Origin of the sequence: Roseateles terrae, from assembly GCF_014192155.1 — a bacterium.
GTDB lineage: Bacteria > Pseudomonadota > Gammaproteobacteria > Burkholderiales > Burkholderiaceae_C > Roseateles > Roseateles terrae.
This window is the reverse complement of sequence record NZ_JACHXO010000010.1, coordinates 138195-158488: the sequence shown is the minus strand read 5'-3', so window position 1 is coordinate 158488 and position 20294 is coordinate 138195. Positions and strand designations below refer to the sequence as shown.

At 68.0% G+C, this 20294-nt stretch carries 17 protein-coding genes; 5 read left to right on the top strand and 12 right to left on the bottom strand.

Translation table 11 applies throughout. From position 1 onward, the window contains the following. Window positions 1-65 precede the first annotated feature (65 nt). Entirely contained in the window at window positions 66-1022 is a 957-nt protein-coding gene (locus FHS28_RS22515; protein WP_088454080.1) for a substrate-binding periplasmic protein, read from the bottom strand. Between the two features lie 42 nt (window positions 1023-1064). Between FHS28_RS22515 and FHS28_RS22510 the strand changes: the two genes are divergently transcribed. Then, on the top strand, window positions 1065-1547 hold the full coding sequence (locus FHS28_RS22510) for a YqaA family protein (protein ID WP_088454079.1): 483 nt from the start codon (window positions 1065-1067) through the stop codon (window positions 1545-1547). 110 nt (window positions 1548-1657) lie between these two features. Further along, complete coding sequence (locus FHS28_RS22505; RefSeq protein ID WP_088454078.1) at window positions 1658-3157, top strand: carboxypeptidase M32; 1500 nt, start codon at window positions 1658-1660, stop codon at window positions 3155-3157. Between the two features lie 132 nt (window positions 3158-3289). Here FHS28_RS22505 and FHS28_RS22500 read toward each other — a convergent pair whose 3' ends face one another. The 4 genes from FHS28_RS22500 to FHS28_RS22485 form a co-directional block, all read right to left on the bottom strand. Further along, complete coding sequence (locus FHS28_RS22500) at window positions 3290-3901, bottom strand: DUF642 domain-containing protein (RefSeq protein WP_088454077.1); 612 nt, start codon at window positions 3899-3901, stop codon at window positions 3290-3292. A gap of 297 nt (window positions 3902-4198) precedes the next feature. Next, window positions 4199-4948 (bottom strand): phasin family protein, encoded by a 750-nt coding sequence (locus FHS28_RS23925; RefSeq protein WP_088454162.1) that lies wholly within the window; start codon window positions 4946-4948, stop codon window positions 4199-4201. A 90-nt stretch (window positions 4949-5038) separates the two neighbouring features. Next, entirely contained in the window at window positions 5039-6127 is a 1089-nt protein-coding gene (locus FHS28_RS22490; RefSeq protein WP_184295451.1) for a type 1 periplasmic-binding domain-containing protein, read from the bottom strand. A gap of 140 nt (window positions 6128-6267) precedes the next feature. Continuing rightward, window positions 6268-7296 (bottom strand): zinc-binding alcohol dehydrogenase family protein, encoded by a 1029-nt coding sequence (locus FHS28_RS22485; protein WP_088454161.1) that lies wholly within the window; start codon window positions 7294-7296, stop codon window positions 6268-6270. An 83-nt stretch (window positions 7297-7379) separates the two neighbouring features. On the opposite strand from FHS28_RS22485, the gene FHS28_RS22480 reads away from it, so the two are divergent. Further along, the gene (locus FHS28_RS22480; RefSeq protein ID WP_088454075.1) at window positions 7380-8330 is read left to right on the top strand and encodes a LysR family transcriptional regulator; all 951 of its coding nucleotides are present in this window, start codon (window positions 7380-7382) and stop codon (window positions 8328-8330) included. Between the two features lie 40 nt (window positions 8331-8370). On the opposite strand, the gene FHS28_RS22475 is transcribed toward FHS28_RS22480, so the two are convergent. From FHS28_RS22475 to FHS28_RS22460, 4 genes are all read right to left on the bottom strand, one after another. Then, window positions 8371-8850 (bottom strand): copper chaperone PCu(A)C, encoded by a 480-nt coding sequence (locus tag FHS28_RS22475; RefSeq protein ID WP_246410495.1) that lies wholly within the window; start codon window positions 8848-8850, stop codon window positions 8371-8373. 189 nt (window positions 8851-9039) lie between these two features. Then, the gene (gene blaOXA / locus FHS28_RS22470; RefSeq protein ID WP_088454073.1) at window positions 9040-10014 is read right to left on the bottom strand and encodes a class D beta-lactamase; all 975 of its coding nucleotides are present in this window, start codon (window positions 10012-10014) and stop codon (window positions 9040-9042) included. A 75-nt stretch (window positions 10015-10089) separates the two neighbouring features. Further along, complete coding sequence (locus FHS28_RS22465) at window positions 10090-11547, bottom strand: hypothetical protein (protein WP_088454072.1); 1458 nt, start codon at window positions 11545-11547, stop codon at window positions 10090-10092. A gap of 370 nt (window positions 11548-11917) precedes the next feature. Continuing rightward, the gene (locus tag FHS28_RS22460) at window positions 11918-12286 is read right to left on the bottom strand and encodes a hypothetical protein (protein ID WP_088454070.1); all 369 of its coding nucleotides are present in this window, start codon (window positions 12284-12286) and stop codon (window positions 11918-11920) included. Between the two features lie 275 nt (window positions 12287-12561). Between FHS28_RS22460 and FHS28_RS22455 the strand changes: the two genes are divergently transcribed. Then, window positions 12562-13674, top strand: coding sequence for a hypothetical protein (locus FHS28_RS22455; protein WP_088454069.1), 1113 nt, complete (start codon window positions 12562-12564; stop codon window positions 13672-13674). A 219-nt stretch (window positions 13675-13893) separates the two neighbouring features. Beyond that, window positions 13894-14664, top strand: a complete 771-nt coding sequence (locus tag FHS28_RS22450) for an alpha/beta fold hydrolase (protein WP_088454068.1) — start codon at window positions 13894-13896, stop codon at window positions 14662-14664. Here FHS28_RS22450 and FHS28_RS22445 read toward each other — a convergent pair. From FHS28_RS22445 to imuA, 3 genes are read right to left on the bottom strand one after another with little or no spacing between them, the layout of a single operon-like run. Continuing rightward, window positions 14623-17874: an error-prone DNA polymerase gene (locus tag FHS28_RS22445; RefSeq protein WP_088454067.1), complete on the bottom strand. Its 3252-nt coding sequence runs from the start codon at window positions 17872-17874 to the stop codon at window positions 14623-14625. The genes FHS28_RS22450 and FHS28_RS22445 overlap by 42 nt on opposite strands. A 15-nt stretch (window positions 17875-17889) precedes the next feature. Further along, window positions 17890-19374: a Y-family DNA polymerase gene (locus FHS28_RS22440; protein ID WP_246410474.1), complete on the bottom strand. Its 1485-nt coding sequence runs from the start codon at window positions 19372-19374 to the stop codon at window positions 17890-17892. Next, window positions 19334-20206, bottom strand: coding sequence for a translesion DNA synthesis-associated protein ImuA (gene imuA, locus FHS28_RS22435; protein WP_184295448.1), 873 nt, complete (start codon window positions 20204-20206; stop codon window positions 19334-19336). Before imuA ends, FHS28_RS22440 begins: the two co-directional genes overlap by 41 nt. Window positions 20207-20294: the final 88 nt, after the last annotated feature.

Sequence of the window (20294 nt, the reverse complement as noted above, 5' to 3'; positions counted from 1 at the left end):
TGACGAAAGGGCTGCCGGACCCCTTCGTTTCAGCCCTGTCGCCGAATCGAGCTATCCAGGGGCGCTCAGGGTGCCTGCTGCTTCCACAGCTGGATCCCCTGCTCCAGGAAGCGGTTCATCGTGCGTTCCTGGCTCAGCTTGTAGAGGGCGCGGGTCAGCCGGCCCCGCAGCTCGGGGGTGTTGCAGCGGGAGCGGTGGGCCAGCGTCAGGTACAGCCCTTCGTGGGCCACTGCCGGCATCAGCGGGCGCAGCGCTGCACCGCCGGCGCGTGCTGCATAGGCTTCGGCGGGCGTGTCTTCATAGATGAAGTAATCCACACGGCCGCGCTGCAGCATCTGGATGGCCTGCTCCACGGTGGCCACCTGCGTCAGCTTGAGCGATTGACGCGCAAACTGGTCAAATTCCACACCAAAGCTGTTGTTGATCACCGTCACGCCCTGATGCGGCGAGAGGTCGCTCCAGCGCCGGTAGTTCAGCGACGAGTTCGCCCGCGTCAGCACCACCGAGCGGGTCTCCCGGAAGGCCGGGAAGAAGTAGTCCATGTATTCGGTGCGGGGCAGGGTGAAGAAGGCGCCCGCGATCAGGTCGATGCGGCCGGCGCGGGCTTCTTCCTGCACCCGTCCCCAGGGGCCCACATAGCGGGTTTCGATCGGCAGGCCGATCTCGCGGGCCAGCCACTGCATCAGGTCGGCATTGGCGCCGACCAGCCGGGTGTCATCGTCGTTCGGGCGCCAGAGGTACGGCGGATATTGCGGATTGCCGGAGGCGATCAGCTGCGTGCAGGCGCCACCACTGACGGCGGGCAAGGGCGGCAAGGTCGTGGAAGCGCCGGGCATCGCCGTTGCCGAAGCGTTGCTGGCCGCACTGGGACCGGTTTGAGGTGGCTGGGCCTGCGAAGCGACGGTGATCGTGAAAAGTGCCACGATGAACGGCGTGGCGGGAGACATGATCAGCGCCAACCCGGCGGCGACGGACGCACAGAGCGACACCGCCCAGGATGTCGCGAGGGTGCGCAACGACATGAAGACCTCAGACAGAACAGACTAATCCGGATAATCCCACGCATGGAAGCATGGCTGCAACACGTGATTGACCTGATGCTGGAGGCGTTGGCGCTTCCGCAAGTGGGGTTGGGGGCGGTCTTTGTGGTGGCGCTGGTCTCGGCCACCTTGCTGCCGTTGGGCTCAGAGCCGGTGGTGCTGCTGCTGGTGCATCAAAAGCCCGAATTGTTCTGGCCCGCGATTGCCGTTGCCACGGTTGGCAACACCATTGGCGGCGCCATCAGCTGGTGGATGGGCTGGGGCGCAGAGCGCGCATATGAGGCGGCCACGCATCACTCGCCGCGGGACCAGCGGGTGCTGGGATGGTTGCGGCGCTTCGGCGCCAGGACCTGTCTGCTGAGCTGGCTGCCCATTGTCGGCGACCCGCTCTGCGCACTGGCCGGATGGCTGCGACTGCCCTTCTGGCCGTGCGTGGTCTACATGGGCATCGGCAAGTGCGCCCGCTACCTGATCATGACTACGGTCGGGCTGTATTTCCTGCCCTGAGGCGGAGGTCGCACCACTCTTTCGGGGGAGTGGGAGGAAGGTCCTCGAGACCGCCACAATGCTGGCACATCACCCTATATCCGCAGCAGCGGGCATTCAGGAGACACCGCATGACCTCATCCGCCAGCACGCCGGCCTATGACGACCTGTGCCAGCGCCACCGCCGCAAGCACCGGTTGCAGCATCTGCATGCCATGGCTTCGTGGGACCAGGCGGCCTTCATGCCGGCCGGCGGCGCGCAGTCCCGCGCAGAAGCGCTGGCGGAGATGGAAGGGCTGCTGCATCAGCTGGGCACCGATCCCGCGCTCAAGGACCTGCTGGCCCGTGCCGAACAGGAGCCGCTGGATGAGGTGCAGCGCGCCTCGCTGCGAGAGATGACCCGGGTGTGGCGGGCCGCCAATGCCTTGCCGCAGAGCCTGGTTGAATCCAGGTCGCTGGCGGTGTCGCACTGCGAGCATGCGTGGCGCAGCCAGCGTCCCGCCAATGACTGGGCGGGCTATGTCGAGAACCTGCGACCGGTGGTGCGGCTGGTGCGGGAGGAAGCACGGCTGCTGAGCGAGTCCAGCGGCCTCTCCCGCTATGACGCGCTGCTGGACCAGTACGAGCCCGGCATGCGCTCGGCCGATGTCGATCGTGTGTTTGGCGATCTGCGCCAATGGCTGCCCGGCCTCATCCGCCAGGTGATGGCGCGTCAGCAAGGCGAAACGGTGGTGCAGCCGCAAGGCCCGTTCCCCACCCAGGCGCAACGTGCGCTGGGCCTGGATGCGATGAAGCTGCTCGGCTTTGACTTCGCCGCCGGTCGTCTGGACGAAAGTACCCACCCGTTCTGCGGCGGTGTGCCGGAGGACGTGCGCATGACCACGCGCTATCGCGAAGACAGCTTCCTGCAGAGTCTCACCGGCACGATTCACGAAACCGGGCATGGGCGCTATGAGCAGAACCTCCCGCGGGACTGGATGGGGCTGCCGATCGCTGCGGCGCGGTCGATGGGCCTGCACGAAAGCCAGAGCCTGTCCTTCGAGATGCAGCTCGCTTCGCATCCCGGTTTTGCCGGACTGATCGAGCCGCTGGTGCGCCGTCATCTGGGTGATCAGGAGGCGTTCGCCGCCCAGAACCTGCACCGGATGATGACCCGCGTGGCCCCGGGCTACATCCGCGTGGATGCCGACGAGGTGACCTATCCGGCGCATGTGATCCTGCGTTATGAGATCGAGCGACCGCTGATGGAAGGCGAGATCGAGGTGGAGGACATCCCCGCGCTGTGGGACGCCAAGATGCAGGAGCTGCTGGGTTTGGACACGCGGGGCAACTTCAAGGACGGGCCGATGCAGGACGTGCATTGGGGCGCAGGCCTGTTCGGTTATTTCCCCTGCTATACGCTCGGCGCGATGTATGCCGCGCAGTGGTTTGCGACGATGCGGCGCGAGCGCCCCAGCCTGGATGCCGACATCGCCAAGGGCGAGCTGACGCCGGTGTTCGACTGGCTGAAGGACCGCATCTGGCAGCAGGGCAGCCGCTACGAGACGCCCGAGCTGGTGAAGCGCGCCAGCGGCGAGGCGCTGAACACGGCGCACTTCCGCCGGCATCTGGAGTCGCGGTATCTGGGCTGAAGCTGACTGCCCTCGCAAGCAAAAAGGCATCCCGAGGGATGCCTTTTTGCTGGGCCCTCGTGGGAGCCTCTGATGTCGCGCTGCCTCGCCGAAGCGAAGTCCCAACGCGTCCTTTGACGGAAATGAACCGGATCAGGCGCTGCGGCGGCGACGACGCGACAGCAGGCCGACGGTGCCCAGGCCCGCCAGCATCAGCGCATAGCCGTGCGGTTCCGGCACGGTGGACAGCACGCTGAGTTGAACGTTGTCCAGCGAGGTGCCGAAGGAGTCGCTGCGGCCGATGGCGGTGAAGCTCAGGGTCATCGGGCTGCCAGTGCCAACGAAGCTGGTGGTGTAGGTGGTCCAGTGGGTGTTGGTGTTCTGACCCACGGCGCCGGACAGGCTGCCCACGCTCCACCACAGGCCATCGCTGGCCGCACCGCGGTTGTCGCTGCGGTTGGCGTAGGAGAAGCTCAGCTCGTAGGTATAGCCGGCGACAGTGGCAAAGCTCTGGCTGATGCTGCTGTTGCCGGTGGTGTCGAGTTCGACGAAGTTGCGGCCGTCCAGGGCGGTGCCGGAGACGTTGTTGCGCACTTCCACGCCCTTGTTGCCGACGGTCCAGCCGTCAATGCTGCCGAAGGTGGCCCAGGATCCATTGCGCAGCACGTTGGCTTCGAAGCTGCCGTTGGTCAGCAGGTTGGCGTCGGTGGCGGCGAAGCCTGCGAACGGGAGGGCAACGAGGGCGGCGGCAAGAAGGCGCTTCATGAGAGTCCGGAAGGATTCAGGGGAGCGGGCCGGGCCCGCGGAACTTGTGTGAGATTGTTCGAGCGCGGACGATCATCGGCATCCCCCTGTGCGCTGGGGGTGCGGGTGGAGATCGTGATGGAGTGCACGCATCGCCACCGGTGGCGTGTGCGAATGGCGGCGCGCTGGCCGCCCCCCCCCCCCCCGGACGCGGCGAAGGGTCAGGGGTTGCGGGCGGCCGGGCCTGTGACGCACCGGGCGGTGCGGGCTGAATCGCACCAAGCGGTGCGTGGGGAACCGTGTCGGATCAGCGTGGACTCAGCGCTGGGTGCGCAACGCCGATTTTTTGCTGGCCGCGGCAGGGCTCGACGCCGCGCGGGTGGCAGGCTTGGCAGCGGTTTTCGCCGATGCTTTCCCGCTGCCAGGAGACGACTTCACCTCGGCAGGCTTGGTCTTCCTGGACTTGCTGGCAGGGGCCGCTGCCGCCGTGGCCGGCGCTGCAGTCTTCTTCGCCCTTGTCATGTCCGTCGCTGCGGTGGACTGGGTCGTGCGGGCCGCGGTCTTGCGAGCGGACTTCCGAACTGCCGCAGGCGGTGCCGCCGCGCGATCCGCAGCCGACACCGAACCGCCTTGCGCCTTCAATGCCTGCGTCAACGCATCCAGCCGCTCATGCAGGGCCGCCACATCCTGCGCCGAGGGGACACCCAGACGGTTCAGCGCCCGCGCCACCCGATCCTCAAAAATCGATTCGAGCTTGTCCCAGTGCTGACCCGCCCGGGTGCCCACCTCGCCCGCCATGTCGGACATGCGGGATGCGACCGCACCCAGCCGCTCTTCCGTGCTGGCCTGGGTCTTCTTCTGGATGCGGGCACCTTCTTCGGCCAGGCTGTCAAAGGCCTTGCCGCTGTTGTTCTGCGCCTTGGCAAAGGCAGCCAGTCCCGCGGACCAGATCTGCTGGGCCGACTCCTTGACGAGCTGGCCGAACTGACTGTCCAGCAGGCCGGGACCCGCCGGCGCGGCCTCCGCAGCGGGGGCGCTGCCGGCAGTCTTCTTCACCTTTTTGACCATGGACATTCCTCGTGCAGTACTTCGGCGCCGCAAGGCGCCACAGCCCGCACTATAGGACGAGTCTGGAAGGGGGCCAGCACGGGAGCGGCGTTACAGCTCCAGAACGCCGATGGCCGATGCACAGGCGGCGGGGGTGCCGCCGCCGCGCACCACGAAGGGCATGTCGCTCCAGGGGCTGCCGTCCTTGGGGCAGCCGTCTCGCAAGGTGCCACCCGGGCAGCCGCAGCCCTTGGACTTGACCAGCTTCTCCAGTGTCTGGGCCTGCTGCGGGCTCATCTTCGGCAAGTGCGGGGAGAACACCAGCTGCAGGGCGGTGGTGGGGGCGGGTGCATCCAGGGCCGGCACCGGGCCGAGCAAGGTGGAGGCGCCCTGCGTGTCTTTCAGGGCCGCGGTGGTCTTGCCACCCTTGGCGCGACGCAGATAGTTCAGCGCCAGCTCCATGGCCGCATATCCGCGCGCAGCGGACGGCGTGATCGGTTTGCGGAAGGCGGCGGTGTAGGTGTTGGCCACCTGGTCCCAGCGGGTTTTGTCGACAGTCAGCACGGGGCAGAGCACCGCATCCACCCGCTCGCTCAGCGTGGCTTCGAAGTCCAGCCAGCAGGAGGTGCGTGCGCTGATGCGCAGGCCGGTCTCGCGGCGCAGTTCGGTGGCGATGCGTTCCGCTGCATACAGCTCGATGCGGCCGAGCTGCACCTGCAGTTCCTTGCCCGGCACCCGTTCGGCGTTGCTGGAGATGAGCGGGATGCCCGCGGCCTTGAGCCGGTCGGCGCCGTTGCCGATTTCGCACCAGTTGCCCAGCACGATGTCGACCTTGGCCTGGATCAGTGCGTCGGCGGCTTGCTCCGCCTTGTGGGCGTCGCAGGCGCTGTCCTTGACGATGAGGGTGGGCACCGAATCACCGGGCCAGGTCTTGAGCGCGAGGGTCATGCCCTGCTGAAGTGCTTCCGCCTGCTGCACGCTCGGCCAGCTGCCGGGCAGGATGACCCCGATCGTGGCGGCCTGCGCGGTCGAAGCCATGGCGCTGAAACCTGCTGCGGCTGCGAGCATCTGCAGCCCCATCAGTCTCCAGCGGCGCCTGGCTTGATCCGCACGTGGCAGGGCATGTTCATGCCCTTCCTCCGGCTCCCCCGCATGCGCATCGCCATGCGCTGCATCCGCTCCCAGCAGTCGAGCACTCATCCGCATTTCCCTCGCCGTCCCGGCATTGTTTTTCGAGGGGCTCAGGTATCGCCGCTGTGCGGTCTGCGGTCACCCAGGATTTCCCCTGAGTGGTCCGCCTCCCTGTCAGGAGGCGGTAAGGTTTCACGAATCAGACCTACTCAGAAACCCTGAAGCACGAGCTTGCCCTGCTGGCGCTGACGCTCCTGCAATTCGTGCGCGCGCCGCAGCGTGGCGGCATTGATCGGTCCCACCACCTCAGCCAGCGTGGTGCGCACCTGGCCGGCGTCGACCAGCCGGGCCACCTCCGCCAGCAGACGACCCTGCTCGGCGATGTCGTGTGTGGTGAACAGACTCCGGGTGAACATCAATTCCCAATGCAGCGAGAGGGCCTTGCGCTTGAGCGCCATGACGTCGATGTCACCCGCGCTGAAGTCGTCGATGAGCGCCAGCTGGCCCTGGGGCTCCAGCAGTTCCACCAGATCCTTGAAGTGCTGCGGCGTGTGGGTGAGGCTGGCCACATGGCGCACCGGGGCCACGCCTTGCGTCTGCAGGGCGGCGACCTGCGGCGCGAGCGGCTCGCGATGGTTGATGACGTGATGCGCGCCCAGCTGGCGCAGCCAGTCTCCACCGGCGCCGTCCGGATCGGAACTGGTGCCGATGACGGTCAGGTGCGGACACTGCCGCGCCAGTTGCACGAGGATGGAGCCGACGCCGCCGGCGGCGCCAGTCACGAGGAGGCTGACCGGGCGGCGGTCGCGGTTCACCTGCAGCCGGTCATGCAGCATTTCCCAGGCGGTGATGGCGGTCAGCGGCAGGGCGGCAGCTTCGGCGTCGCTGAGCGAGGTGGGCGCGCGGCTGACGATGCGATGGTCCACCGCCTGGAACTGCGCATTGCTGCCCATGCGGGTGAGGTCGCCGGCGTACCAGACGCGGTCCCCCACGGAGAAACCCTTCACCTCCGGTCCCAGGGCACGCACATGACCCACGGCGTCCCAGCCCAGCACCACCGGCGCACCGTCCGCAGCGGGACGGCTCTTGCGGATCTTGGTGTCCACCGGATTGACGGCCACGGCGGCGATTTCCACCAGCAGGTCGTTCGGGCCGGCCTGCGGCATGGGCACTTCGACGTCGATCAGCGACTCAGCGTCCGAGATGGGCAGATTCTTGAGATAACCAACAGCTTTCATGAGGGACTCCAGCAATACAACAAGCGTCATCCTCCCCCTTTGAGCACAATCAATGAAGTCAGTTCAATCGCTATCAGTTTTAAATGGAAATTGAAAATACCGCCGAGCTGAGACTGCTGGTCGAATGCGCCCGCGGCGGCAGTCTCACGGCAGCCTCCAAGGTCATGAACATCACCCCGGCCGCTGCCAGCGCCATGCTGAAGAAGCTGGAGGCCCGGCTGGGGGCACGGCTGGTGGAGCGCAGCACCCGGGCGCTGCGCCTCACCGCTGCGGGCGAGCGCCTGCGGGATTACGCCCAGCGCGCACTGGAACTGCTGGACGAAGGGCTGGCGCAGTTGCACGAAGGGGAGCCGACCCAGGGCAAGGCGGCGATGCCGGTGCTGCGTGGCCGCATCCGGGTGAGTGCGTCGAGTGACCTGACGCGGCGGGTGGTGCTCCCGCTGCTGGACGCGTTCCTGGAGCGGCACCCCGGGGTGGAACTGCATCTGAATGTGGGTGACGGCCTGCAGGACGTGGTGCGGGACGAGGTGGATGTCGCCCTGCGGTATGGCGAACTCGCCGATTCACGGCTGGTGGCGCGTCGGCTGTTTGACGGGCGGCGGCTGCTGGTGGGATCGCCGGACTACCTGAAGCGGTATGGGCGGCCACAGCATCCGCAAGACCTGGCCTCGGGCCATGAATGCATCCGCTTCAAGATCGGCGACCGGCTGGAGCGGCAGTGGAAGTTCTGGCGCAAGGACCAGCTGGGCGGGCCCGCCGTGGAGGTGGCGGTGCAGGGGCGACGCACGGCGGACGATGGCGGCATCGCCCATCTGTGGGCGCTGGAAGGCCGGGGGCTGACCTACAAGAGCGAGCTGGATGTGCGGGAGAGCCTGGCCAGCGGGGCGCTGGTGGAGGTGCTGCCCGAGTGGGTCGGCCGCCCGATGCCGCTGCATGCGCTGATGCCCAGTCAGCGCTTCATGCCGCAGCGGATCAAGGCGCTGGTGGACCACCTTGCGGCGGGGTTGGCCAAGCAGGGAGGGCGCGGCGGCTGACCCGGGTGGGCCTGCTTTCGTGGGCGAGGCGTGCGGAGGTTCAGTGCTGGTGACCGCCGTGGCCGCCGTGATCGTCCATCGGCATGGCGGCGCCGAGCGGCTTCACCGTGGCCTTGACCTGCACCGTTTCGCGCTTCTGGTCCGCACCTTCAAAGACCAGCGTCAGCGGCACGGTGTCCCCCACCTTCACCTGGCCCTTCAGGTCCATCAACATGACGTGATAGCCGCCGGGCTTGAACTCGACCGTCTTGTCGGCCGGCAGCTCCAACGCGGGCACGGCGCGCATGCGCATCACCTGGCCGTCCATGGCCATCTCATGCACTTCGACGATGCCGGCCACCGGGGTGCTGACCGACACCAGCTTGACCGCCTTGGCCGACTTCAGCTGCATGAAGGCGCCGGTGGACGACTGCTGGGCCACGGTGGCCCGCACCCAGGGCGCCGTGACGGTGACCTGCGCCAGCACCGGACCGGCGACGGCCAGCATCGCGGCGGGAATGGCCACGCGCAGGGCCGTCATGCGGCGCCGGGTCATGCGGAGAGCGGACAAGGAAGGGAACAACTTCATGGTGGGCACCTGCCTGCGGGAATGAATGACGCGAGGGAGTATCGGCCATCCGGCCGCGCGCGGGCGGATGGATCGATCAAACCCATGGGCGGCGGTTCCGACCGTCGCGCTGCAGCCGCCCCAGCGACTCGCAAGGGCTGATCAGTCCAGGTAGCCGAGTGCGCGCAGACTGTCCTTCACGACCCTCTCGCGCTGCGGGCCGAGCTCGTCGTGCAGCATGTCCATGTTGAGGGCAAAGTAGACCGGGCGCGGATCGCGCTCCCGCTCCAGCCAGCCGACGAACCAACCGACCGCCGGTGTGGTTGCATCCCCCCAGCCGGTCTTGGCATACAGGGTCCAGCCTGGGCCGGTGTCGCGGCGCATCACCTGGCGGGCGGTGGCATAGGTGGCATCGGACAGCGGCAGCTGGCGGTCATGCAGGCGGCGCAGAAATTCGATCTGCCCGACCGCGCTGATGCGCAGGTCTCCCTCCAGCCAGAAGGTGTCGCCCACCGGGCCGGCCTTGGCATTGCCGTAGCGGAAGTCGTAGAGGAACTGCTGCACGGTGGGCTGGCCGACGGTGCGGGCCAGGCGCTGGAAGACCCAGACGGCGGACACCTTGTAGGCGCTGGCGAGGGTCTGGTCCTGGTTCCAGTCGCGCAGGCGGCGTTGCTGGCCATCCCAGGCGAAGCGGGTGTTTTCGTCCTGGGCTGCGCGGGTCTCCAGGGCGATGAGGGACATGGGGATCTTGAAGGTAGAAGCCGGGAGGTACGGCATGTAAGCACGGGCGGCGTCCGAGGCCATCCATTGATAAGACGCCGAGTCCATCAGGACCAGGGTGCCGCGGGTGTTGAGCGCGTCGAAGTGGCGCTGGAGTTCGGGACGGGTGGTCCAGCGTTCGCGATGGTCGGAGCTCGCCGCGGGTGTGACCGCTACGGTGGGCGCGCTCGCCGCGAAGGTCTGGGCGCTGGCAGCCTTGCAACCGGTGAGGGCGACGAAGATCGGACCGAAGGTCAGCGCTGCGGTGAGGGCAAGCAGGGGGAAGGTGCTGCGACGCGGGACCTGTGTGGCCCGCGCGGCGTCAGCAGTGGATGAAGGGGTCGGCGACGGTGTGAACGTCTGGGCGTCAGTGTTCATGAGGGGCTCCCTGTGAGGTGTCGATGAGAGCCGCAGTGTTCCTTCGCGATGGCCCGGTCGGGGGCTGATCTGCGGTTACGCGCGTTGCGCTTGCTGGCTGAGCGCGGCCGCCTCGTCGAGGTAGCGCTGGCGGGCTTGTGGGTCGCGCAGTTTGCGGGCTTGCAGTCGCGCCTGGCGGATGAGGTCTGCGGCGGTGAAGCTGTCGCATTCGGCGGCGGCGTGGCGGGCCCACAGCAGGAGGAACGCGCAGCGCTGGTCGGCCGGGATCTGCGACTGTCGGCCGCGGCAGGCTTCCCATCGCTGGGCGGCGAGGGCGGCGTAGGAGTCGGCCTGAAGCGGCTGGCCGGCCGCCTCGGCCATGCGACGCACGGTGGAGAAGCGCCAGCCGCCAAGGCCACACAACCGCAGCAGGAAGATGGTGTTGAGCAGCGAGCTACGGCCCAGCTGCCATCGGGTGCAGATGACGTCACTCAGGAGCAGCCAGCGCAGTGCCTCCTCCAGGCTGGCGGCGTCGCCGAGCAGACCGGCATGGGCGAGCTGGCCGATGCCGTGGGAGAGGTTGGCGGCGCAGATCTGCAAGGCATCCGGCAGGCCGGCGAGGGAGGCGCTGCGCAGCGCATCACCCAGGGCCGCGACGGAGGCGCTGGCGAGTGCCGCGTCGGATTGGGCCAGGGCAAGCTCGCGCAGGGCGATGCCGCGCAGGTTGCCGTGGTCGCAGCGCAGCGTGGGGTCGAAGGCGAGGGCGGCGGGCGGGACGTCGTCAAGTCGCGCGAGCGCCGCTGAGGGTTGGCCGAGACTCCCATACCAGTGCCAGGCGGCCAGGATGGCGATGCGGGCCTGGAGCTGCTGGCGCTCCGGCGCAGCGAGTCGGGTGTCGTTGAGCGTGTGGGAGAGGTCGCGAAGTTCGTCCTGAAGAGCGCCCCAGTCGCCCAGGCGGCGGGCAATGCGGGCACGGCGCCAGCCAAGCGCTGCGGCAGCGAGGGGATCGTCGGCGGGGAGCTGCGGTTCGGCCTGCTGGAGGGCGAGGCGCGCAGGATAGAGCTCACCGCGGTCCAGCAGGTGGTCGGCGCGGGCGAGGGCTTCGGTGTAGGACCAGGGAAGCAGCGCGGTGGCGGCCGGGAGATGGGTGGCGGGGCGTTGGCCGAGCCAGTCAGCCAGGGCGGCGCCTTGGGCGGGAGCCCCGGTGTCCAGGACAAAGCGGCAGCGGGTGAAGGTCGCGTCCTGCAGCCAGAAAGGGCCCCCGCTGGGGGTGTGGGCGGCAATGAGCGGCGCCAGCGGCGTTTGAGCCAGCTGCGCCATGGCGCGCCAGACCTGGGTGCGGTGAAGCTCGGCCATGCCGGCCATGCGGGCGCAGAGTTCGGCGCGGCTGCACGGGCTGTCTCGGCGGGCCAGGCCGTCTTCATGCGCCTGCAGCAGGGCGGCGATCAGGCGGGGGAGCAGGCGGCTGCGCAGGAGGGGCTCATTCGGGCCGATGCGAATGCCGCCGGGGTGCAGCTCGACATGAATCTGGGTGGGGGACTTGGGGGGAGGCATTGGCGACGGATTGTGCTTGCCTGATTCTGCGGGATCGGAGGGATGCGGGTAACGGGCGTTACGTTGGGGCTTTTGAGCTTTTGAGCTTTTGAGCTTTTGCGCATTTGCCCTTCTGCGACTGGCAGTTGTTGAGGTCCGCGTTGGAAAGGAAGGAGCCAGGCACCATTTGCTTCATGTCCCCCGCCCGCTTCGCGGTCTCCTCCTTGACTTCCGCAAATGGCACCTGGCTCCTCCCTTTCCCCACCGAGCACTGCATACAGGGGCGCAGGACCGAGGTCTGGAAACAGTGATGGGAATTGGCCATGCCCGTCCTCCCCCATCAAGACCCACGGGTGATGGCCGATGGGCCGAAGCTCTTCATTGATGAAGGTCAGCGCTGAAGGCTGCGCTTGGCACCTGGGACCATTTGTTCCAACCGCCAGTCCGTGCCGTCGAAAAAATCCTGCAGCGGCTGGTGACCACGCGTGAAATGCAACTCCGTGCCTGCAGGAATGTCCACACGCTGCAGAAACGGACGCAGCAGCTGGCGTGCACCGTCCAGATTCTCCGCTTCAATGTCGATGCGCAGAAAGGCCAGGGGCCGCATCTGACCCGGCGGCGCATCGCCCAGCGAGCTGCCCCAGCCAAGCACCGTGCCCAGGCCCGCATCCCGCAAGGCCTGATCAATGCGATCCTCCAGGCGATGGTCCGCCGGGAGGTGACGAGTGGGCAACTTCAGGTAGACGAAGGCGGTCGGCATGCGGCGATTGTGCGCCTGAGTGTGTGCCTCCGTACACAGGGCGGCGCGCCGGGCGGGCGCTGCGGGAACGCGGCAGTGTGTGTGCAGGGCCATGCGCTGGGCGGCGCATTGGGAAGGGGTGGCTCCTTTGGGCCCTGGCGGCGCTTACGGCTCTTGCAGCCCTTGCGGCTCCTTTGGGGCGAAGGGCGCTCACGGTGAAGTCCCCAGGATTTGACGAAGCGGCGCTTTGGGTGCGCGGCTTGCCTGTTGCAGCCATCACCTCAAGGAGACCCATCATGGTGGCGAATGAAGCCTGGTATAGCAGCGAGGCCGGCGCACTGCGTTCTGCCAGTAGCGGAACATGGTCGGCCGTGTCGTGGGCCTCGGTGCTCGCCGGGGCCGCGGCGGCCGCCGCACTGTCGTTGATCCTGCTGGTGCTGGGCACCGGCCTGGGCCTGGCGGCCATGTCACCGTGGTCCGGCGAAGGCGCGCAGGCACAGACGATCGGCGTGACCGGCATCGTGTGGCTCGCCCTGACGCAGTTGGCCGCCTCCGGCCTCGGCGGCTATCTCGCCGGTCGGCTGCGCACCCGCTGGCGCGACACCCATGTCGATGAAGTGCACTTCCGCGATACCGCCCACGGCCTGCTGAGCTGGGCCGTGGCAACGCTGTTCACTGCAGCGCTGCTCGGCGCAACGATCAGCGGCATCCTCGGTGCCGGCGTGAAGGCGGCCTCGACCGTGGCCGGCGGCACCGTCGCCGCGGCAGGTGCCGCAGGCGCTGGCGCCATGAGTGGGGCCGGTCGTGACGGCAGCGGCGGCGCCATGATGGGCAGCAGTCGTGACGGCGGCATGGAGTCCGGCCTGCGGGATGCCACTGGTTTTGACCTCGGCTACTACCTGGATGCGATGATGCGCCGCGACCCTGCAGCTACTGCGACGACTGCTGGCGCGGCAGGAAGCGCTGGCAGCACCGCCATGTCAAGCAACGCGGGCAGCACAGGCGGCACGGCCAACGCCGCGGGCCTGAACGGCGCCAATCCCGCCACGCTGCGTACGCAGCCGGATGTCGGCACCGCCCAGCTGCTGCCGGAGCTGAGTCGTCTCGTGATGCATGCATGGCGCCAGGGCGGCACGCTGTCGCCGGAAGACCAGCGGCAGGCCGGCGCCCTGGTGGCGCAGCGGACCGGGCTGAGCCAGGCCGATGCAGAGCGTCGCGTGAATGAACTGCTGCAGCGTGCGCGCACCGATGCGCAAGCCGCCGAAACCCGCGCCCGCGATGCCGCCGACACCGCCCGAAAAGCCGCCATGCAGGCCGCCCTGTGGATGTTCGTGGCCCTGCTGATCGGTGCCTTCACCGCCAGCTGGCTGGCCACTATCGGCGGCCGTCAGCGCGATCTGAACGATTGATTCCCCTCACCACCGGAGACTCTCATGCGATCCATTCTTCTCTACATGCTCGGTGTGCCCATTCCCATCATCATCCTGATTGCCCTGTTCCGATGATGCGCCGCAGGTTCGGACGTGGTGTAGGTCACGTCCGACCTGTTTTGAAGGCGTTGAGGGGGTTCTCAGGGGCGGGGGTGGGCCTGAACATCGGACCCAATAGAGATTCGGGGTCCGTGCATCATGAATTCAGCCATCCTGTCCCCGTCCTGGACACTCCTGGGCATCGAGCCGTTTCGCGCGGCCTTTGAATACGCCAGTTGCCGTCTGATGGACCACAGCCGCTTCGAAGCCGGAGACGGACATCCCGTTGTGGTGTTCCCCGGCCTCGCGGCCGATGCGCAGACCGTCTCGCCGCTGCTGGAGTTCTGCCGCAGGCTCGGCTATGACGCGCGCGATTGGGGTCGGGGCCTGAACACCGGCCCCAGCGGCGATATCGACGCCTGGATCGACGCACTCGCCGATGAAGTCGAAGCGCGCTACGGTGACCACGAAGGCGGCATCACGCTGATCGGCTGGAGCCTCGGTGGCATCTATGCGCGCGAGATTGCCAAGCGCATGTCGGTGCCCATCCGTCAGGTGATCACCATCGGCACGCCGATCACCGGTGAGGCCGCACAAACGAATGTGAGCCTGCTCTACCGTCTGTTGAGCGGCGCGCTGCCGGTGCTGGAACCCGGATTCAAGCAGCGCCTGATGACCGCACCGCCGCAGCCGCTGACCGCCATCCACAGCCGCAGTGACGGCGTGGTGGCCTGGGAAGCCTGCCTGCAGCCTGCAGACCACGACTCGATCGAGAATGTGGAAGTGGACAGCAGCCACTGCGGCCTGTGCTGGAATCCCGCCGTGCTCGGCATCATCGCGGACCGCCTCGCCCAGGCGCCGGAGGCCTGGATGCCGTGGCAGGCCGCCTCAATGAAAGTCCCGGCTCTCGGTCTGCAGACGCCCCAGTAAAGGCGTCAGGTCTTCCAGATGACCGGCGATGAGGTTGCGGACCTCACCCTTGCGCTGCCATTGCCCCCGCACCGCCAGCAGCCGTGCATGCAGCATCACCTGACGCTGCCGCTGCCACAGCTTCTGATGCACGATGACCTGCACATCGCCCGTCTCGTCTTCCAGCGAAATAAAGATGGTGCCCTTGGCCGTGGCCGGCTGCTGCTTGACGGTAACGATGCCGCATCCGCGCACCACCCGCCCGTCCGGTGACGCGTCCAGCTCTTCTGCCGTCATGAGCCGACGCTCCTTGAGCAGCGGGCGCAGCAGCGCCAGGGGATGGCTGCGCAGCGTCAGGCCCAGCGACGCATAGTCGAAGACGATGTCCTCGCCTTCGGGCGCCTGCGGCAGCTCCAGAAAATCCTCCTGCACCGGCGCCGATCGCAGCAGCGGTGGCGGCGCGTGCTGCGCCGCGGCGTCCCACATCTGCTGGCGCCGATGCCCGCTGAGGCTGGCCAGCGCATCGCCCGACGCCAGCATCGTCATCTGCTGCTGATTGAGACCCGCCCGGCGCGCCACATCTTCCGCATCGTCAAACGGCGCCTCCGCACGGGCGCGCTGGATCTGGTCGGCCGAAGCCTTCTGCAGCCCCTTCACCAGACGCAGCCCCAGGCGCACCGCCATCGGCGCACGAACCAGGCCGCGATCCCCGCCGCCTGCATCCGCCGCGCGGCTGAATGCACAGGGCTCCAGCGTGCAGTCCCAGTCGCTGAACATCACGTCGGGCGGCAGCACCACCACCCCATTGCGCCGGGCATCCTGCACCAGCTGGCTGGGCGAGTAGAACCCCAGCGGCTGCGAGTTCAGCATGCCGGCGAGGAACTCGGTCGGTCGATGGCATTTGAGCCAGCAGCTGCTGTAGACCAGCAGCGCAAACGAGGCCGCATGCGATTCCGGAAAGCCGTATTCCGAGAAGCCCTTGATCTGCTCGAAGATCGCCTGCGCAAAGGCCAGTTCATAGCCGCGCGAGGTCATGCCCTGCACGATCTTGTCGTAGTACTTCTGCAGGCCGCCCTTGCGTTTCCAGGCCGCCATCGAGCGACGCAGACCATCCGCCTCGCCGCCGGTAAAGCCGGCCGCCACCATGGCAATCTGCATCACCTGCTCCTGGAACACCGGCACGCCCAGCGTGCGCTCCAGCACGACCTTCAAGGCTTCGCTGGGATACACCACTGGTTCCTGCTGCTGCCGCCGCTTCAGGTAGGGATGCACCATGCCGCCCTGGATGGGGCCGGGACGGACGATCGCCACTTCAACAACCAGATCGTAGAAGCACTGGGGCCTCAGCCGCGGCAGCATGCTGCGCTGCGCACGGCTCTCGATCTGAAAGACGCCGATGGTCTCCGCCCGCGAGATCATGTCGTAGGTCTTGCGGTCCTCCGCAGGAATGTCCTGCACGCCGAAGACATCACCATCCCGCTCGCTGATCAGCGCCAGCGTCTTGCGCAGCGCCGTCAGCATGCCCAGGCCCAGCACGTCCACCTTGAGCAGGCCGACCGCATCGAGGTCGTCCTTGTCCCATTCGATGACGGTGCGGTCCGGCATGGAGGCGTTTTCCACCGGCACCATGCGGGTCAGCGGTCCATGTGTCAGCACGAAGCCGCCCGGATGCTGCGAGAGATGCCGCGGAAAACCCAGCAGCGTGCGGGTGAGGTCCAGCAGCTGGCGCACCGCCAGTTGCTGCATGTCCAGCCCGACCTCCGCGAGCCGTGCCGCATCGATCTCCATGCCGTCCCACCACTGGTGGTTGCTGCACAGCGCATCCAGCGCTTCCGGGTCGAAGCCCAGGGCCTTGCCCACATCGCGCAGCGCGCTCTTGACGCGGTAGGAGATGACCACCGCCGCCAGCGCGGCGCGGTCCCGGGTGTATTTGCGGTAGAGGTACTGGATGACCTCTTCGCGGCGCTCATGTTCGAAGTCGATGTCGATGTCCGGCGGCTCGTTGCGTTCCTTGCTGATGAAACGCTCGAAGAGCACCTGCATGCGGGCCGGGTCCACCTCGGTCACGCCAGTGCAATAGCAGACCACCGAGTTCGCGGCGCTGCCCCGGCCCTGGCAGAGGATGCCTTGGGAGCGGGCGAAGTCGACGATGTCCGCCACGGTGAGGAAGTAGTGCTCGTACTGCAGCTCTTCGATGAGCGTCAGCTCCTTCTCGATCTGCTCGCTGACGGACGCGGGAATGCCCTGTGGCCATCGGCGTCCTGCGCCTTCGTAGGTGAGGCGGCGCAGATGCGAGGCCGGGGTTTCGCCGTCCGGCACCACTTCGCTGGGATAGCGGTAGCGCAGTTCGTCCAGGCTGAAGTCGCAGCGGGCCGCCACCTGCAGGGTCTCGGCCAGCAGGTCCGGCGCAAAGGTGATGCCCAGGCGCGCCCGTGCCCGCAGATGGCGCTCCGCATTGCGCTCCAGGGCCTGGCCGCATTCGGTCAGCGGCTTGCACAGACGCGTGGCGGTCAGGACATCCTGCAGCGGCTTGCGGCTGCGCACATGCATCGTCACATTGCCCATCGCCACCAGCGGAATCTCGGTGAGTGCGCTGAGTTCGCGCAGCCGCAGCAGACGGATTTCATCGTCACTGCGCTGCAACTGGTCCACGCCCAGCCAGCAGCGCCCCATGAAACGCGACAGCAGCCAGCGCGCCAGCGCCATCAGCGGCTGCGGCTGCGCAAAGCGGTCGGGGCAGGCCACCACCACGCAGTCGTCCAGGTCCTGCGGGCCGATGTCATGCAGGCTGCAGCGGTAGGTGCCTTTGTCGCTGTTGCGGCGCAGGCGGGAGATCAGCTGACAGAGATTGCCGTAGCCGTTGAGGTTGCAGGCCAGCACCACCAGGGTGAAGTCGCAGGGGGCATCCTGGATCTCGAACTGGCTGCCCACCAGCAGGCGCAGCCCGTGCTCCTTGGCGGCGGTGTGGGCCCGGACCATGCCGGCCATGCTGCATTCATCGGTCAGCGCCAGCGCCTGATAACCCAGCGCCTTGGCCCGCTCCACCAGTTCTTCAGGCCAGCTGGCCCCCTTCAGGAAACTGAAGTTGCTGATGCAGCGCAGCTCGGCATAGTCCGGCAACTGCGGCAATGGCGACAGCTGCGGCGGGGAGCTGCCCGTCGCCTGCGCGGCGGCGGACAGATCCAGAGAGGGGCGGGGAGCCGCGGGGCGGTCCGCGGAGGGCGACGTCATGAGCGGTCCGTCCCATCAGGCGTAGACGCCGTGCAGATACCACGCGCCTTCGCCATCGGCCAGGCGCTCCTGGAAGATGGCCAGCACGCCGGCGTTGTCGTTGACCGCCACCCAGTAGTCCCGCATGACGTTGCGATGGCCGGGGCGATCGGCGGTCTGCGAAGCTGCCTGGGCCTGGGCACCTTGGCCCTGGGCATCGGCGCCCGGGACCTGAGCAGCGGAGGCGGCCGGGGGCTCGATGGGGTCGGTCTCCGGCAGGCGATCCCACCAGCCGCCCTCGACCCGGTCCGGGCCGATCAGCAAGGTGAGCGGTCCCTGGTAGTGCGGGCGATGGTCCCGTACCGCCAGGCGCAGCGGCTCGTCCAGCAGGAACGCCGGCTCCGGGTTCTGCGGCGCCGCACAGGCGCGTGCGCGGCCCCCGCGTCTGGATCGACCCGGATCGCAGGGCTGCCAGCGGGTCATCCATTCCAGGCGGTGGTCGTCCGCCAGGGCAGGTTGCAGCACCTGCTCCGGCCCCAGCCGCGCGGCGATGCGCTCCAGCGTCAGGTAGAGGGTTTCGCCGGTGCGGACATCATCGGGCAGCAGCGAGGCGCTGTCTTCCTGCAGCGACTGCACGCCCAGCGCTTCCAGCCGCAGCTCCCCCACCGGCGCCAGCAGCTGGGTCTTGGCCAGATGCTCGGCCAGCAGCCGGCAGAAATGCTCCAGCTCGCGGATGGGTTCGGCGGTGCGGACGGTGAGCTGGCCGTGGTCGCCGATGTCGCGGGCGCGCATCGAGTCATGCACCCAGTGCAGGGTGATGCCGGTGGCGCCGGCATGCCGCGCCGCCAGCCAGCCGCACAGCTGCATCAAGAGCGGACGGGCGCCCATCAGCAGCGCAGGCGCACGGTCTTCGCGGCTGGGCAGTTCGATGCGGGCGTGGAAGTCCTCGGGCAAGGCTTCCCAGGCATGCACTTCCGGGCGCAGTCCATAGGCCTGGTCCAGCGCCGCCAGCACTGGCGCCCCGAAACGACGGCTCACACCGCCGCGCGGCAATTGACGCAGTTGCCCCAGCGTGCGCACGCCCGCCCGGCTGAGCGAGGCGGCATGGGCTGCGGCGGCGGTCAGCGTGTCCAGAGGCAGCGGGTCCAGCACCACCTGCAGCAGGCGGTCGCCCAGACCGGTGATGCCGCAACGGGCCAGCACCAATGCGGCCGTGGCCGTGGGCGCCCAGCCGATGCTGCAGACGCCGAGGTCGGGGGCTTCATCCGCCAGCCGGGCCTGCAGCGCCGCCCGCCCGCGGAACAGGCGCAGGCTGGCCGAGACCTCCATGACCACTGCATCTTCCATGCGGGCCACCCGGGGGGTGAACTGCAGGCACCAGATGGCCAGCCCGCGCAGCGCATCGGGCGAAACGGACGAAGGGGACGAAGGGGACGAAGGGGACGAAGCGGCAGAGGCCGCCCGCGGGTCCTCGGCCGCGTCAGTAGGAGAGGGCGGAAGAATCAGGGCGACCCACAGCATGGTGGACCTCCTTCACAACAGACGCAGGGGAGAACGACGACACAGCGGCCTCCGGCACGGACACCCGATCCGGTTCCGACACCCAGCCGCTCGGCCGCATGACGCGCGGCGTCAGCACCAGTTCCAGGCCACCGGGGATGGAGGGCAGCACCAGCGGCTGCTCATGGGCGGGGCCTTTGCGCTTGATGAGGGTGACCCGCAGTTGCCAGTCCACATCCACCTCCACGGTGAGGCGCAGCGGCGCGGGCGAGGGATCGTGGCGGGCCTGCAGAGGGCGGAAGAGAAAGACCGGTCCGTCAAAGGACTGGGCGAGCACCTGCAGCCGGCGCAGCTGTTCAGGCGCGGCTTGCGGCAGCCAGGCCATGATGGCACCGGCCGCATTGGATTTGATGAGCTGCTCCGCGCACCAGAGCCGCTCGGAGGGCGCGCGGGCGGAGAGCCAGACCAGTTGGCGGTCGTTCAGGCCGAGATGCAGCAGGCCTGGCAGATGCGGTCGTTTGGGCGGGCCGACCATCACCACCGCGGCGCCATCGGCCACGACTTCCCGCAGCGACGGGCCGACCAGGCGCCATTCAACCAGGGAGAATTGCGGCTGCAGGATCTCGGTGATCTGCCGCGAGGGCCATCCGCCGTCCGGCAGTTCCGCGTCCAGCGCGGGGAAGCCGCTGGGCCAGCGGGTGTTGCACGACCGGCCGAGCGAATCTCCGCGCCACAACGCCTCCGCCACATGGGGCGGCAAGGGCGCGGGCGCGGGGCCGGCGGCATTCTGTGAGGGGGACAGCAGTCCCGCTGGAGCGGGCAGGGTCCCCGCCTCGGCAAGCTGGGATGACATGATGAAAAAAGACTGTATGGGCATACAGTATAGGAGTCGATGTCATGCCGGCAAGCAGGTGAAGGTCACGTGAACAGGGGCTTCGGGC